This window comes from Rhizobium sp. L1K21 (assembly GCF_024055895.1).
Taxonomy (GTDB): Bacteria; Pseudomonadota; Alphaproteobacteria; order Rhizobiales; family Rhizobiaceae; genus Ensifer_A.
Window position 1 is genome coordinate 124,016 of record NZ_JAMXLE010000009.1, and the last position, 14,584, is coordinate 138,599.

General features: G+C 57.3%; 15 protein-coding genes. 3 read left to right on the forward strand and 12 right to left on the reverse strand.

The window, feature by feature from the left end:
- The first annotated feature begins 4 nt into the window (after nt 1-4).
- Nucleotides 5-817 (forward strand): ABC transporter ATP-binding protein, encoded by an 813-nt coding sequence (locus NHF56_RS20015; RefSeq protein WP_252807914.1) that lies wholly within the window; start codon nt 5-7, stop codon nt 815-817.
- A gap of 255 nt (nt 818-1,072) precedes the next feature.
- On the opposite strand, the gene NHF56_RS20020 is transcribed toward NHF56_RS20015, so the two are convergent.
- From NHF56_RS20020 to NHF56_RS20035, 4 genes are all read right to left on the reverse strand, one after another.
- Nucleotides 1,073-1,396, reverse strand: coding sequence for a type II toxin-antitoxin system RelE/ParE family toxin (locus NHF56_RS20020; protein WP_252807916.1), 324 nt, complete (start codon nt 1,394-1,396; stop codon nt 1,073-1,075).
- Nucleotides 1,393-1,683 (reverse strand): type II toxin-antitoxin system ParD family antitoxin, encoded by a 291-nt coding sequence (locus NHF56_RS20025; RefSeq protein ID WP_252807918.1) that lies wholly within the window; start codon nt 1,681-1,683, stop codon nt 1,393-1,395. Before NHF56_RS20025 ends, NHF56_RS20020 begins: the two co-directional genes overlap by 4 nt.
- 66 nt (nt 1,684-1,749) lie before the next feature.
- On the reverse strand, nt 1,750-2,019 hold the full coding sequence (locus NHF56_RS20030) for a hypothetical protein (protein WP_252807920.1): 270 nt from the start codon (nt 2,017-2,019) through the stop codon (nt 1,750-1,752).
- Nucleotides 2,020-2,102: 83 nt separating this feature from the next.
- Nucleotides 2,103-2,312: a hypothetical protein gene (locus NHF56_RS20035; RefSeq protein ID WP_252807973.1), complete on the reverse strand. Its 210-nt coding sequence runs from the start codon at nt 2,310-2,312 to the stop codon at nt 2,103-2,105.
- Between the two features lie 138 nt (nt 2,313-2,450).
- Here NHF56_RS20035 and NHF56_RS20040 point away from each other — a divergent pair, with 138 nt between their 5' ends.
- Together NHF56_RS20040 and NHF56_RS20045 are read left to right on the forward strand one after the other, a co-directional pair.
- Nucleotides 2,451-2,714: a WGR domain-containing protein gene (locus tag NHF56_RS20040; RefSeq protein ID WP_252807922.1), complete on the forward strand. Its 264-nt coding sequence runs from the start codon at nt 2,451-2,453 to the stop codon at nt 2,712-2,714.
- Nucleotides 2,715-2,893: 179 nt separating this feature from the next.
- A complete protein-coding gene (locus tag NHF56_RS20045) occupies nt 2,894-4,564 on the forward strand; it encodes a hypothetical protein (protein WP_252807924.1) in 1,671 nt (556 codons plus the stop codon).
- Nucleotides 4,565-5,148: 584 nt separating this feature from the next.
- On the opposite strand, the gene NHF56_RS20055 is transcribed toward NHF56_RS20045, so the two are convergent.
- From NHF56_RS20055 to NHF56_RS20090, 8 genes are all read right to left on the reverse strand, one after another.
- Nucleotides 5,149-6,075, reverse strand: coding sequence for an SUMF1/EgtB/PvdO family nonheme iron enzyme (locus NHF56_RS20055; RefSeq protein ID WP_252807926.1), 927 nt, complete (start codon nt 6,073-6,075; stop codon nt 5,149-5,151).
- A gap of 109 nt (nt 6,076-6,184) precedes the next feature.
- A complete protein-coding gene (locus NHF56_RS20060; protein ID WP_252807928.1) occupies nt 6,185-6,793 on the reverse strand; it encodes a maleylpyruvate isomerase N-terminal domain-containing protein in 609 nt (202 codons plus the stop codon).
- The gene (locus tag NHF56_RS20065; RefSeq protein ID WP_252807930.1) at nt 6,790-7,896 is read right to left on the reverse strand and encodes a cupin domain-containing protein; all 1,107 of its coding nucleotides are present in this window, start codon (nt 7,894-7,896) and stop codon (nt 6,790-6,792) included. The genes NHF56_RS20060 and NHF56_RS20065 overlap by 4 nt, the downstream gene beginning before the upstream one ends.
- Nucleotides 7,897-7,914: 18 nt before the next feature.
- Nucleotides 7,915-8,562 (reverse strand): maleylacetoacetate isomerase, encoded by a 648-nt coding sequence (gene maiA / locus NHF56_RS20070; RefSeq protein WP_252807932.1) that lies wholly within the window; start codon nt 8,560-8,562, stop codon nt 7,915-7,917.
- Nucleotides 8,559-9,254 (reverse strand): fumarylacetoacetate hydrolase family protein, encoded by a 696-nt coding sequence (locus NHF56_RS20075; RefSeq protein WP_252807934.1) that lies wholly within the window; start codon nt 9,252-9,254, stop codon nt 8,559-8,561. The genes maiA and NHF56_RS20075 overlap by 4 nt, the downstream gene beginning before the upstream one ends.
- 33 nt (nt 9,255-9,287) lie before the next feature.
- Nucleotides 9,288-10,937, reverse strand: coding sequence for a glycoside hydrolase family 3 protein (locus NHF56_RS20080; protein ID WP_252807936.1), 1,650 nt, complete (start codon nt 10,935-10,937; stop codon nt 9,288-9,290).
- Nucleotides 10,934-12,799 (reverse strand): sulfatase, encoded by a 1,866-nt coding sequence (locus NHF56_RS20085; protein ID WP_252807938.1) that lies wholly within the window; start codon nt 12,797-12,799, stop codon nt 10,934-10,936. Before NHF56_RS20085 ends, NHF56_RS20080 begins: the two co-directional genes overlap by 4 nt.
- 6 nt (nt 12,800-12,805) lie before the next feature.
- The gene (locus NHF56_RS20090) at nt 12,806-14,584 is read right to left on the reverse strand and encodes a sulfatase (protein WP_252807940.1); all 1,779 of its coding nucleotides are present in this window, start codon (nt 14,582-14,584) and stop codon (nt 12,806-12,808) included.

The following is a 14,584-nucleotide window of genomic DNA, read 5'->3' on the forward strand; positions in this document are numbered from 1 at the left end:
ACCCATGCTGTCCTGTTCCTCCCTCACAGTAACCTATGGCCAGCGCAAAGCGCTCGACGGCTTTGATCTGTCACTGCAACCCGGTGAAGTGCGTGCTCTCATCGGCCCCAATGGCTCTGGCAAAAGCACGGCCCTGCAAGCCATTGCGGGCCTGACCAAGCCGACAAAGGGCAGCATTACAATTAACGGCAAGTCGATTGCCAAATTGTCCCGTCGACAGATCGCCAAGGAGCTGGCCTTTCTGCCCCAACAGCCGGTCGCTCCCGATGAAATCAGCGTTATTGAACTGGTGCGTCAGGGCCGCTTTGCCCATGTCGGCCTCTTGGGCCGCTATACAAGCCGCGATGAAGATGCGATCCACTGGGCGCTGGAAAACACCGGCTTGTCAGACTTTGCCACACGTCCTCTGCGCGAACTTTCAGGCGGCGAACGGCAACGCGCATGGATTGCTGCAGCGCTGGCGCAAGAGGCTGAAATCCTGCTTCTGGACGAACCGACAACCTATCTCGATATTGGCTTTCAAGTTGAAGTCATCGATCTCGTCTACCGCCTCAGCCGTGAAAAAAACGTCGCCGTGGTTATGTCGATCCACGACCTCAACCAGGCTATGGCCATCTGCGACCGGATTTCTCTCCTGAAACACGGCCAGCTGATGTTTGACGGCGAACCGAACGATCTTGCACAATCAGACCTGATTGAAGAGGTCTTCCGGGTGAAAGGTCATTTCGTTCCCATCACCCCGTACGCACCACCGCATTTTGACGTGGAACTGGCGCGACGCGGCACGGTGATCACAACAGAGCTTCGGTCTTGCTGAATGAAGGTCTGCTTTTCAGCGGGGAAGCTGGCAGCTTGAACGTCCGCAAAGATGAAGGGTTCGGGTGCCTTTAGGCGTACGAAAGCCCCTCTTGCAGGAACCCGCGGGCGGAATACTCCGAGCTATGGGGATTTGTGTTTTGGTGCGTCTGGGCGGCGGTCCGCGTGCAATATTACGGTGTGAGGGTATGAACCAGCTTTGCCAGGCCACCTCCATGGTGCCCAGCCTTTTTGCCATTCATCACCTGAGCCTCGATTACGTCAGACGCCGCAAATGGCACTCGATATCCATGCGTTCGTGGAAAATCTCCACCACATCCAGGATGTCGGCACGTTCGCGCAGGATCAGGACGTGGCTCCCCTCACGGTAATAGCAGAGATTGGTGGCCTCCTGATCGCCTCCCATCAGCACGCCGCAGGGCCGCGCAGCAGGGCCTTCTCCGGCCGCCAGTGTATCAACTCGAAGCGTCAGACGACGCACATAGGCTTCGGCCTGCGCCTCCCCAAATTGCTCAAAGGTATAATCGGCAATGTCTTCCAGGCGCGCCAAGGCGGCAGGCGAATAGACGACCGTCTTCACGCCGGTGCCGTCCGCTTCCTGACCACATTCGCCATGATCCTGGCCGTCGCCTGCTCAGCCGTGAGCGCAACGCCCTCACCCCGATCAAGCTGATCAACACCGATGGCAATCCTTGTGCGAATTTCCGTGAGTTCAGCCAGTTGAACTTCACGGCGTTCCTTCAGGACGCGCAGTCCTTCGCGTAAGACCTCGCTGGCATTGGCGTATTCGCCGGAAGCTACGAGATCATCGACAAAGGACGACAATTGCGGTGTCAGGGCGACGTTACGGGCGTGCGCGGCAGGCATAGGTTCACTCCGTTTAGAGAATCCATCAGATCGCACTATAGCAAAGGGTGGCCAATATTGACACCCTCAATCGGCTCCAAATGTGAGAACCGGCACTGCCCGCCCGAGAATACCCCCATTGTCGGTCATGTCGTAGCGCCTTGTTTCGCATTGCCGATCGACGCTAAAGACGGCCAGCACCAGAGAGGCTTGCACCCGAAGGGTCGAAACGAAGTGGAGAACCGCAAGCCGTAGCGATTTTGCTTCGCGCAAGGAATGGCGCGGAACGCGACAGGGGAAAATCGTTGCGGGCAAGGTTGCCGGCCGAGCGCTGGCCGTATTGTCCTTCTTCGGCATATTCGATCAAGAGGAGGAGCTTGTCGCCCTGTCCGGCACCCTCCCCTCATCGTCCAGCCTCCACGGCATCACATGGACGAGGACTATTCCTGCAAAAGTCCGTCATAGACCTCCATCAATGCGGTCGTGATGGCCTGGCCCAATGCATTGCCTGCGCCGCGAATGTCGTCTTCGGTGCCATCACGCGCGGCCCTGGCGAGTTCGAACCCCTGTTCGTTGACGATCTGACTGGCGACTTCAATGGCCCACAGACCAAAGTCACCGCGGGTTTCGATCTGAATATTCTCGTCCATCATTGTTCCTCTCCCGCGCTCTGATCTGCCGGCTTTGCTTCACTCCGCGAGCTATCCATCATTGACATGAATCGATCAAGCGCCACCGATTCATAAACGTCGTTGGACGATCAATCCCGCCTATGCCAGGCTCAAACCATGATCGCCCAGCCCTATCAGCTCTATATCGAACGGAAAGACGCAAGCCAAAACATGGCACGCTTTTATCGCCTGTCGATCGAGCCAGATCTGTTCGGGGAAATCTGTCTCATCCGGCAATGGGGGCGCATTGGCGCCAAAGGGCAATCGAAAGTCCATCATTTCGAGAGCGAAGCTGCTGCGGTCGAGCTGTTTCTCGGCCTCCTGCGAAAAAAGAGGGGGCGAGGATATCGGCCGGGTTCGCTGACCTCTTTGGGCGAGTAGGGTTTTCAAGGGCAATTGCCGCATGGGCCGCATATGTTCGCGATGGGCTTGCAACCCCCATCCTGAAAATAACCGGTTCAAATGAGCAGGCCAATTATGCAATTCATGATACACTTAAATGGTTGCCAACTACGGTATTGCCATTTGTGGACAGCCCCTGATTTGAAGGTGGTTTCTTTGTGTCTGTGATCTTTCTTGCCAACGGTCTTTTGTCCGGCCCGTTTGTGCGGGATCAATTTCCGCTGGCTCTGATGAAGTCCGCGAGCCGGATCCCTATCAAGTTGCCGTGCTATAACGCTCTGGCAATACCGCTCAAGCCGATAATTCTTGTTTGTGCGTTTTCGGTAATTTACGCAGTAGTTGTAAGCAATTTTATTGGGGGATTTTTGATGCGCACATTGTTGGAGTTCGGAAGATGGGCAACCATCTGTTTCGCGATTTTGGTATGCAGCGCAACACCTTCCTCCTCGGCCAATCTGGAGCTGAGGCAGGATCTGGTTTCTCAAATCACCGGTCTTCGGTCAATCTATCTTCCCTCAAGTCAGTATGATGGCGAATACGACCCCGATATTGATCTTCCGCAGAATAGAAAAGGTCTCGAACGCCCTCACGCCAAATTCGCTTCCTCCGGGGGCTTTCGGGTCATCCGGTTGTCGGGGGTCATTGAAAGAGGCGACACCGAAAAATTGCAGGCCTTTATCGATAAGACCTACGAAGAAACTGGAATTTATGATTTCAGGATAGCCCTGGACAGCCCTGGTGGGAACTTCCTGGAGGGGATCAAAATCGGTCTGTTTTTGGAAGGCCAATTTGGTGGACAAGATGATCCTGCATTCAGTGGTACATATGTGCTCAAGGGCCACCAGTGCCTTTCCGCATGCGCGTTGATCTTCTCCCTATCCCTGTTGAACAATATCGAGGCCGGCGGCGAAGTTGGCTTTCACATGGGTATTCTTCCGAAAGAGCTTGAAGACCAACAGGGTAATGTAAAGGAGGTCATGAACCTCACCTATGATATTGTAAACGCCTACATGAGCCTGATCACTCAGGGCGTCAGCCCGCCTGAGCTGTTGGTTGAAGCGCTTAAGCATCGGGAATCCGACAGTTTTTTTGTTGTTGAAGCCAATGACCTTGCCTACAAGCTGCGCTTTGAACCCGTGGCCTATGGTGGCTTGTCTGATGCTTTAAACGCCGATTCCTTGCCCGATTCAAAGGTTGTTGACATGTGCACGCGCCTCCTTTGGTTGGGGCGCAATGGTCCTTCACCATCATTTCTGGGGGACGGCGATTTTGTGCCTCCGCTGGGCAGTTCGGTCAAAGAACTCTTCAAGGGTAGAGAAGACAAGGCATTGGGAGGACGTTTCCTGACCGGCGAAAAATGCATTATGGCGCTTTCTCCCAACGGTAATCTCTTGATAGAAATGACGGATAACAACGCAGCGCCTTGCGTAACCGCGAGCGGTTCGATTTCAGAAGATGACTGGTGCGAAGTCGAATATCCTCCGGTCAATTATGCGACGACCGGCCTGCTTGCCGATGTGACCGGGTGCTCCATGGGAAATTTTACCGGCACAGTGTTGCAGCCCAAGGAGGGTAACCTGACGCATACCGGAAGCTGGACAAATGCCAAGACCTATAGCCGGGTGAGCATGCGCCTGCAGCCGTCCGTCGCTGCAGAAAAGATAGCCACACTACCTGATCAATTAGACATCAACCTGCTGGAATGTGCGATCACCGACGATGATCAGGCCGTTTGGGTCAAGGCTGAGGCCGATGGCCAGACGGGATGGATCAGCGCACGCTTTGTCAGTTTCGAGCCGGACTGGCAGTATGAAGACCCAAGAGAGTAGAGGGATTGTATTCTTCCCTGGGCCGTTCCCGTTGAGCTTGAGCCCCTCCCGGCTCTACCCGGAAGCTCGCGCGTAATTATCGTTAGCGGCTGAGAACGGCGATGCAAAAGTCGCCCGCTTTTGCCTTTCTCGTTATTGCAGGGGAGGGCGAGTAGATACACACCGTGGAACTTCATCGGAAAGTCCGTCTGGCCTGTTCAGAAGGCATGAGCCAGCGGGAGGCAGCCCGCCATTTCAACATATCCCACGACAGTGTGGCGATGATGCTTCATATTGGGCTACGCCTGGATATCGCCTTCGCGTAGCCAGCAAAACGTTACACTTCCAAAAGCTGCCCGCGTCCCAGTTTCAAGTGTAAATCGACATCCACCTGACACCGCGGGGTGCGCAACTGGCCGACGAACTGATGCCGCTTGCAGCGGTGTATGAGTAACACCGCAGTTGAAGGTCTTGACCCCGAGGCGGCTACGACGCTGAAGCGTATGCTGCGGCATATCAACAGGAACATCTCTGCGCTCTGACTGAGAGGCGGCCCGAAATCTAATCAGATGAGCACGCGGCATTATTTGTAAAATGCACTCGCTCTATGCCGCATCATAAAACAGACGAAAACCCGAATTGCATCCGCCACTGTCTGCGGCACCGGCCAGACGGGCGGCAATTCGGTAGCGATAGCAGTAGTCGATATGGCACAGGAAGGAGCCGCCTTTCAGAAGTCGTTCGTCATATTGCCGGGCATGCGCATTTCGGACCTGAGCTGTCTTGCTGGCCGAACGAATGCGGAAAGGCTCCGCCGTCCATTCCCAGACATTGCCGGCCATGTCGTGGAGACCCGCGCCGTTTGGTTCGAAGGCCGTCACCGGCGATGTGCCCATCCAGCCATCGGCGATGCTGTTGAACTCGGGAAAACGGCCTTGGAAGATGTTGCAGGGAAAGTAGTCCGCATCGTTGGGCTCTTTGTCTCCCCACGGAAATTTCGGGTTTTCCAACCCTCCGCGTGCGGCATGCTCCCATTCTGCTTCAGAGGGCAGCCGGGCACCGGCCCAAGCGGCAAAGGCCTGGGCATCCTCGAACGCTATATGGGTCACGGGGTGATCAGCCCGAGAGACGATTGTGCTGTTGCGGCCCTCCGGCGCATACCAGCAGGCTCCGTCCACAACGCCCCACCACGGCGTTCCACCACCACCTGGTGGCACCGAATTTGGATCGTCGAGCAGCCCACGAAAAACAAGTCCCCAACCGAAGCGCTCGGCAACGGTCACATAATCTGTATCAATCACGAAAGCGGCGAAGCGGGCGACGGTTACCGGCACGGTCTCAACTTCGAAGGGCTTCAGGCGATATTTGCGTATCACCCCCTCGCCGTCCTGCGGAATGGCCGGATGCGCGGTTCCGGTGAAACTGTGAGCTCCCTTGAAATAGACTTTCTCCGGGGGAGCGCTGTTCGCTATTTCTGCAACCACTTTCGGGCGATCCGCCTGGATGGCAGAGCCTTTGCCCGTGCGGGTCATACTGCCGCAGCAACTCATGAGAGGTGGCCTCCACTTCGCGCCGCCGATACGGCACAGTTGTCATGTCCGAAGTTACCGCCGATTTCCGCCATTATCGTATCCAGCTTGCCTATATCACCTTGAAGATTTCACTATAACCAGCTTCGCCGGCAAGACTGAAGAGGCTGTTCGGCTCTTGCCTGCAATCAAAAAGTTCCCGCTTCTGCGCTCTGCCATCAATTAAAGCACCGGCGTTCCACAGCACTTGTGCCCGCTTGAGCGGCGTTTCTGAAAGTGCCATCTGCCCTGGCATAGTGCATTTGCAGTTCCAACCGGCGTCGGACAAATCCCGCCACTCCACATCAAGATGTTTGGCAGAATGGTCAAAGAGGTGGCGCAAGGCCGTGGGAGACAGTGTGCGAATGCGCTGAAGGTCTCGTTCGGCCGGAAATACAAGGGGCACCGCATTGTTCGCCGTGCGAGCGGCTTCGATCATTGAGGCCAGCGCGCGGGCATGAAGGCCAACATAGGCGATGAGCATGGCCCGCGTCCAACCGTCTCGGCCGGACGGCAAAACGAACTCGCCATCGGGAAGTTCGTTCAGCTTTCGTGCGAAGTAAGCCGTTCCTCGTCGGGCCAGCAGAAGTGTCTCGGCAGGGGCGTCCTTTGCATCGTAGCGCGCGCCGGCACCTTGCCGGGCGCGCAGTGCCAAACGGGCTCTTTCGTCGCTTTCGATCATTTTGCCTCGTCTCCGATGGCCGTCCGCATGAAGCTCAGTCGCTCCATGATGGGTGCGTCGGAGAAGCAGAAGAGGTCAAATTGCGTCTCAGCTTCCAACGACCACGTGACCCAAGAAGGAACGACGAAAATGTCGCCTTTTTCGAGTTTGCGGCTCTCACCATTCAAGACGACCGAGCCCTGCCCCTCGAAGACCTGGAAAATGGACGACCCGACATCGCGACGCACGGCAGTTTGGGTGCCTGCACGCAGTCTGCGGAATTCGCAACGGATGGTGGGCATGACATCGCCGCCAGTGGTCGGATTGACATAGCGTATCGCGGCATGTCCCATCTCGACGGTTGCCGGATTGCCTTCGTCCTCCAGCAGGAGCTGTTCTGTCAAAGCCCGATCGGTGAATTCCCACCGATAGGCACCGATCGGTGATGAGACGGTGTTTTGCAGCTGCGACAGCGGCCTGAGGCCAGGATGGCACCAGAGCCTTTCACCTTGGGAGAAGTTTGGCGTGGCATTATCGGTCACACGCTCCGAGCCGAATTCAAAAAATCCGACATCCATCTGCTGGCTGAAGGGAATATCGAGGCCATCAATCCAAGCCATAGGCTCCAGCGCAACATTGTGGTGGCCGTGGAAATTCCAGCCGGGGGTGAGCAAGAGATCACCACGCGACATGCGCACCGGATCACCGTTCACAACTGTCCATACGCCCTCGCCTTCGACCACAAAGCGGAAGGCGTTTTGGGAATGGCGGTGTTCCGGCGCGTTCTCGCCCGGGCAGAGATACTGGATCGCGCACCACAAGGTCGGACTAATGTAAGCATGACCGCCCAGGCCGGGATTGGCCAATCCAATTGCACGGCGTTCACCTCCTCGCCCCACGGGGACAAGTTCGCCCGAACGTTCTGCTAGCGGCAGAAGATCGGACCATTTCCAGATATGCGGCACTGCTTTGGGTTTGGGATGCATGGGCATCAGGCTGCCCGTCTGTGTCCAAAGCGGGTTAAGGTGGTTTTCCTTAAATCCTTGATAGAGCTCACGCAGTTCCGGCGTATCCTCGGGCTGCATTCCGTGGGGTGCAGTTTCGTGGCTTAGCTCTTCGGTCATGGCATCCTCCCTTTTGGATTATGCAGTGTCGGGTTGTCTCGGCGGAGCGGCGTTTGCAAAAGCTGGCAGCGCGTCTAGGCTCGAGAATATCCGGGCAATGGTCGGCCAGCGATCGAGAGCGATATCGAAGCGGCGGTTGTTCCAAACCTGCGCATAGAGGCAGAGGTCGGCCAGACCTGGCATGTCACCGTGGCAATAGCGTCCTGTGCGTGGGCTGGACGCCAGTTCAGTTTCCAGCGCATCGAACGTGGTTTCCACCCAGTGGGTGAACCAGGCTTTTTGCGCTGCCTCATCTGCGCCGAACTGCTCGTTGAGGCGGAAAAGAACGCGCAGATTGTTGAGCGGGTGGATTTCGCAAGCGATCATATAGGCGAGCGAGCGCACCCTGGCACGGCCGAGCGGATCAGAGGGCAGCAATGCAGGCTCAGGGTGAATCTCATCAAGCCACGCGATGATGGCGAGCGACTGGGTCAGTGTCGTGCCGTCGTCCAGCTCAAGTGTTGGAACAAGGCCCTGCGGGTTCATTGCCAAATATTCAGGCGTGCGGGTCTCGCCTTTACGCAGCACATAAGCCACGTAATCGTATTCCAGCCCCTTGATGTTCAACGCCGCCCTGAGGCGAGTCGATGTCGAGGAGCGGAAAAAATTATGCAGCTTGAGCGTCATGAGCGAGGCCCAATGGTGGTGGTCAGATCCCCAAGCCCCTCAATCGTGACGACGCAGACATCGCCTTCAACAAGCGGGCCAACGCCTGCGGGGGTACCGGTCATGATAAGATCGCCCGGCTGCAACGCCATAGAGTGGGACAAGATCGAGATGATCTCCGGTACGGACCAGATCAATTCCTGCAGATCGGCATCCTGCTTGACCTCGCCATTCACCGTCAGTCTGATCGAACCACTCGAAGGATGGCCAACGGACGAAGCAGGATGGATCGGCGCAATCGGGGCGGATCGATCAAAGGCCTTGCCCCAGTCCCACGGGCGACCTTGTTCGCGGGCCTTGAGCTGAAGATCACGGCGCGTGAGGTCATTGCCGACCGCGTAGCCGTAAATATGGGCAAGCGCATTCTCCAGCGTTATGTTCACCCCGCCCCTGCCGATTGCGACGACCAGTTCGGCCTCATAGTGTAAATTCTCGGTCTCGGGCGGATAGGGAATCGTTGCCTCGTCTGCAACAACGGCATCAGCCGGCTTGGTGAAGAAAAAGGGCGGCTCGCGGTCCGGATCGCGGCCCATTTCCCGGGCATGGGCAGCATAGTTGCGGCCGACGCAGAAAATGCGCCGCACCGGAAACAGATCACTGGTGCCAACAACGGGAACCGTTGTTACCGGTGCTGGGGAAAATACATAGCTCATAGCCGTCTCCATTCTGTTCAGTTCGCGCCACGATCAGAATCGTGCATCAGGTGCCCCGTCAAACGCATCGACAGGGCTGTTTCGGTTCCACTCGGCACGACCCAGAATAAGATCGACGACAGCCTTCTGCATCTCGTCCATCGTTGCCCAGGCGTTGATATAGGTCGGTACGCGCGGCGCATCGTAGAGGTAATAAGGATAGCCGAAGGAAATCATCAGCGTTGGCACCTCGTGCCACACCCGCTGCATGGAACCGCGCATACCGCCACCGAGTTTCGCCCAATCAAGGAAAATGCGACCGCGCGTCAAAAGTGTCTCCTCCGAAAAGGCATAGATCACCAGATCGTAGTCTTCGGGTTCGAGCGGGTGACCAACTTCGTGTACCGTGACGTCGAAGCCTTCGGCGCTCAGAAGCTCGGGGAAAACAATCGGCATGGTGGAATTCCACAAAGGCTCGACGATCCCCGGCGCAACGACAGCGACGCGCTTGTGAGTGTCGGCCGACAGCGGCAGCAAATTCTGGACATCCTTCTCCAGAACTGGAGCGCGACGTATTATTTCTTGAACGCGCTTCGACTGGATCGGCGGGAAAGGCGGGAGCGCATCGCCTCGATGCAGGCCGAGCCTCGCCTTCAGGCCGAGGACCCGGAGCACTGCATCGGCAAACCGCTCGGATCGTATGCGACCGGACTGCACCGCTTCCAGAATCGCGCCGAAATGCCGTTCCGGTGCGTTTGAAAAAAGGATCATATCGTTGCCCGCGTTCACGATTTCAACCTTGGCATCGACCGCACTCATAAACGACGTTACACCTGCCATCTCGCTGGCATCGGAAACGATGAGGCCGTTAAAGCCATACTCCTGGCGCAAGAGCTTTGTCGTCAGCTCGGGGCTCAGTGACGCAGGTCGATATAGCTCTGCACCTTCAGCACCCTCGCCCTGCATATAAGCCGGCAGTGCTATATGCGCGGACATCACCGCCAGCGCCCCGGCGTCAATCGCGTCGCGATAGAGCCTTCCGTGGGAGGCGGCCCATTCCTGCATCGACAGCGGATTGATGGTGGTGACCAGATGCTGATCGCGGGCATCATGGCCTTCGCCCGGCCAGTGCTTGATCGTTGCGGCAATTCCTTCTTCCTGGAACACCCTTAGCTGCGTTAACGCATGACGGCGAATCCGCTCCATGTCGCTGCCAAAGCTTCGGGTCGCGACAATGGAGCTGCGCGTAGCGGCATTGATGTCGAGAAGCGGTGTAAATGACCAGTTCAACCCGACAGCGCGCGCTTCGCGCGCCATGATACGGCTGACCTCCTCGGTCACGGCAAGATCATCAATCGCCGAGAGGGCCAGTGGATTGGGAACGGGCGTACCGAAGGGAAGGCTCATGCGCGACCCCTCAAGGTCCGCCGAGATCAGCAGCGGAACCTTCGCATCGGCCTGAAGCTCAGCCAGCCGCGCACGTTCCTCTTCTGCATTATCCTTGAAATAGCGCGTCAGCCCACCGGGCTTGAAGTGTTGAAACGTCTCACGTTCGCCGTCCTCGTCACCACGCGACAACATATTGAAAATCTGGCCGACGCGCTCGGCATCATCAAGTGCATGGAATGTCGTCTCGACCCAGGACAGTGCTTCACGATCGAGACTGAATGGCGCTTTTCGCAGTCGGAATAAGTCGAGCGTCATCCGTTCCTCTTTACTTTGATGTCTTCGATATCGGGGAAGGATTGCGGCCCGATCCCGGAATGGCCTTTCATGTGCTTCAAGAAAAGCGCGTGATTGAATATGCGGGTCTCTGGCGTGTAAGTGCCGTCGAGCCGATGCAGAAGGTAAGCCGCGGTTCCGCGCAAATCTGTGCTGGGATCTTCCGCTGCGCAGGCCACCACCGATCGCGATATCTCCGGCATCAGGGGCAGTGCGGCGAGTGCGCTGAGTGCCTTGAGCCGGAGCCACAGTGTTTGTTGCTCGTCCGCAAGCGCGGTCAATGTACGCACGGATGCTTCCACATGTCCTGCATGGCCGAGAGCCTCGTGGAGTGCGATGAGAACGTCCGGGTCGCGCTCATCTTCAATAATGTTTTCGAGAGTGGACGGCATCGCATGGCCCTTAACGGCCAGCATCAGGCAACCCTGTGCACCCCAGTAGCGGACGACCGCTGAAGTGTCGGCGAGCGCCTTCATAAAGGCGGGAATATTTGCCGGATCGCGTGCAATGGCGCGGTTGGCTAGCGCGATGACATCTTCGATCGGATAGATTGCCGGATCATTGCGTGCCGGCAGCACTTCAGTGGCCGAGCGTTCCGGGATGAAACCGCAGTCATGAACTGCGATCATTTGTGCATCCAGATCGGCGCGCATCGTTTCAAGGTGCTCGGCATGGGCGGGATCGCCGACGAGGTTCATCACCGAGTCGGGATCCGCCTGCATATCGTATAATTCTTCTGACGGCTTGGTATTCCAGAACCGCTCCTGTATCTTGGTCAAATCGCCTGCAAGATACGCCGTTTCATAGGCACGGTAACCCGCGGCATTCCATGCGTATGCATAGTACTGCCCCCAGGGCCGGTGCGGCGCATAATTGCGGATATAGCGATAGCGTTCGTCGCGCAGGGTGCGTGTCAGATCATAGCGCGAATCCATGCGATCGCGCCCAGCCAGCGCATATGTCCGCTTGAGGCGTTCCGGACCCATGAAAGGGACGCCCTGCACACCTTCAGGCGCTTCTTCTTCGATGATTGCAGCAAGCGTGCGGAAAAGGTCGACCATCGAAACCGGGGTCGCGATATGGCTGCCGGGATCATCCGGAAGCAGATGCCGCCATTTCTCAGGCACGTGAACGATGAGCGGTATTTGAAGACCGTCGTCGTAGCAGAAGCGCTTGGAACGCGGCAGCGGTGACGCGTGGTCGGAATGGTAGATGACAATCGTTTCGTCCGTCAGGCCCGCGGCTTCAACCTCTGCCATACGCACGCCCATCCAGGCGTCCATTTCAGCGATGCGATTATAATAGCTCGCAAGGTCCTGCCGCAGTTCTGGCAAGTCGGGCAAATGCGCAGGCAAAGTGACATCGCCAGGCTTTACCGCGCCCGGCTTTTCTTCGAAGACGCAGCTTTCATGGGTCAACATGCAGTTGAAGATTGCGAGAAACGGTTTGTCCTTGGGACCATTGACCCAATGCGCGGTACCGCTGCAATCGTCCCACAGCGCCGTTGGGTCAGCCAGATCGACATTGTAGTGGGTCTTCGAATTGTTGGTGCAATAATAACCCGCCGCGCGCATGAACTCCGGATAAGTGGCGATCCCCGCCGGCATATCGCCCCACGATGTCATCTGCTGCGCGGGAGGGACGCTTTCGGCCATCCGTCCTGTCAGGATGGAGAACCGGGAAGGGGCGCATACCGGAGATGTTGAATTCGCTGTGTCGAAGGTGACTCCGCGGGCTGCCAGGGCGTCAAGGTTCGGCGTTCGTGCCAATCTGTCGCCGTAAGCGCCAAGGCGGGGCGGGCAGTCCTCGCTGACCAGACAAAGAATGTTCGGTTTCTTGCTCATGGTTTTTCAGATCTCTGCCAACACTGCCGCGAGCTTCGCTTCAAGAGTTTCAAGCTCAACTTCACTCGTACCTGCCTGCATCGCGGCAACTTCAACAACCGTCTTATGACCGACATAGGGGCGCGTTGCTGCATTCTTCAGCAGTGGAAAGGCCTCGACCAAAAGCTGCTGCGCGGCGTCGACCTGCATCAACTTGCCGATGGGTTCCGATCGGATAATGGCGTCAGGCGGGAAAACATCCCGGCGCACCGCACGTTGCCTGGAACGCGCAGCCTGGTCCGCCTGTCTAGACACCAAAAGGTGCTCAGGCCCGATTGCACCGGACGGCGGCAGTCCAAGTCGTTCGAACTGCTCAAGCGGGGCGTCGTTCTCGCGCATAAGTTCTACGAGAAGGGTCGCCATGCGGGTTTCGAGCGCATCATCCTGCAAGGGAGCCGTCTGTTCCGGATCCGTTTGAAGATCGAAGAGCAGTGTGCCATGGGCAAATGGATTGCCCAGGCCCCATGCCGGGAACCGCAGAAGCTGGCAGCCCTTGGTGAAGGAAAAACCCGGCACGAGTTCCGCCTGCCGCAATTCTTCCGGCGAGGCCATCGCTCGCATGTGCATAGGCATGAGCGTGTACTCAAAAAGCGGCGCATTTGCTGCCGATGCCGGTGCGCGCATGTAAACATAGCGGCCGTCGGTGACGTTGACATGGCTGCCGTGAGAACCAAAGAGAGCACCATCACGCAGTGGCTGGTCGTCTGTCATGTGCAGGGCAAGCGAACGTCCTTGCATATCGGCCGTTGGTTGATGACCGAACAGATCCAGCAAGGTCGGGCCGAAATCGATCGTCTGCACGAGCGCTTTCCGGCGTTGCTTCTTCACCGGTGTGCGTGGATCCCAGAAGAACAGCGGCGTGTGGATCGTTTCCTCGTACCAGGGCTGGACGGACTTACCCCACCACCCCTTTTCGCCCAGCATGTAGCCATGATCGGTGCAAACGATGAGCGCTGTATCCGCCCACATGTCCTGTTCGTCCATAAGGTCCAACACGCGGCCCAGGTTTTCATCACACATTGCCAGGAGCGCAAGGTAGCGGTTACGCGCCACTTCCTCAGTTGCTTCGTCCTCGGTTACACGGGCATAGGGTGGCCAGTCGAAAGAACCATCACCACCCTGAGGGTCTTCGAACTGGGCCATGTGACGTCGGGAGGAATAAAAAGGCTCGTGCGGATCGAAGGTTTCGATCTGCACCATCCAGTTGTCGGCTTTGGCGTTGTCGCGCAGAAAAGCCAGCCCGGCATCAAACACACCCGTCTGCGGATGCACGCCGCCGGCCTCGATAGCAGCACGATTGACCGCGTCCTGCTGACGCATCCTGGGGCCGATATCGGTCAGACTGGTGCCAGCGCTGGCAGCAACATCAGCCTTCCAAAGGTCACCTTCCTGCCCACGGAAAAACTCGTAGGAGGCATAGCGGTTATGATAAGTCGCGCCGCCATCTTCCCAATAGTGCTGGTGATCGGTGATCAGATGCGTGTAAACACCTGACTGCTTGAGCATCTGCGGGACGCTGTCGTCGAAAGGTTCGAGCGGACTCCAAGAGCGGTGAAGAAAGTTGTATCGACCGGTATGCATCTCGCGTCGCGCCGGCATGCAGGGCATGGACCCGGCATAACAATGATCGAATGTAACGGCCCGCTCGGCCAGCCTGGCAAAATTCGGCGCATTCTTCGGGTCTCCACCATAAGGTGGCAGCATTTTCCGGTTCAGGCTGTCAAACATGACGACAATGACGCGCAT

Excerpts from the sequence above, each read along its gene's own strand:
- NHF56_RS20075 (WP_252807934.1), bottom strand. The coding sequence starts at position 9,254 with ATGAGCTATGTATTTTCCCCAGCACCGGTAACAACGGTTCCCGTTGTT.
- NHF56_RS20080 (WP_252807936.1), bottom strand. The coding sequence starts at position 10,937 with ATGACGCTCGACTTATTCCGACTGCGAAAAGCGCCATTCAGTCTCGAT.
- maiA (WP_252807932.1), bottom strand. The coding sequence starts at position 8,562 with ATGACGCTCAAGCTGCATAATTTTTTCCGCTCCTCGACATCGACTCGC.
- NHF56_RS20065 (WP_252807930.1), bottom strand. The coding sequence starts at position 7,896 with ATGACCGAAGAGCTAAGCCACGAAACTGCACCCCACGGAATGCAGCCC.
- NHF56_RS20040 (WP_252807922.1), top strand. The coding sequence starts at position 2,451 with ATGATCGCCCAGCCCTATCAGCTCTATATCGAACGGAAAGACGCAAGC.
- NHF56_RS20060 (WP_252807928.1), bottom strand. The coding sequence starts at position 6,793 with ATGATCGAAAGCGACGAAAGAGCCCGTTTGGCACTGCGCGCCCGGCAA.
- NHF56_RS20025 (WP_252807918.1), bottom strand. The coding sequence starts at position 1,683 with ATGCCTGCCGCGCACGCCCGTAACGTCGCCCTGACACCGCAATTGTCG.
- NHF56_RS20035 (WP_252807973.1), bottom strand. The coding sequence starts at position 2,312 with ATGGACGAGAATATTCAGATCGAAACCCGCGGTGACTTTGGTCTGTGG.
- NHF56_RS20085 (WP_252807938.1), bottom strand. The coding sequence starts at position 12,799 with ATGAGCAAGAAACCGAACATTCTTTGTCTGGTCAGCGAGGACTGCCCG.
- NHF56_RS20015 (WP_252807914.1), top strand. The coding sequence starts at position 5 with ATGCTGTCCTGTTCCTCCCTCACAGTAACCTATGGCCAGCGCAAAGCG.
- NHF56_RS20030 (WP_252807920.1), bottom strand. The coding sequence starts at position 2,019 with ATGCCGAAGAAGGACAATACGGCCAGCGCTCGGCCGGCAACCTTGCCC.
- NHF56_RS20090 (WP_252807940.1), bottom strand. The coding sequence starts at position 14,584 with ATGCGCGTCATTGTCGTCATGTTTGACAGCCTGAACCGGAAAATGCTG.
- NHF56_RS20055 (WP_252807926.1), bottom strand. The coding sequence starts at position 6,075 with ATGACCCGCACGGGCAAAGGCTCTGCCATCCAGGCGGATCGCCCGAAA.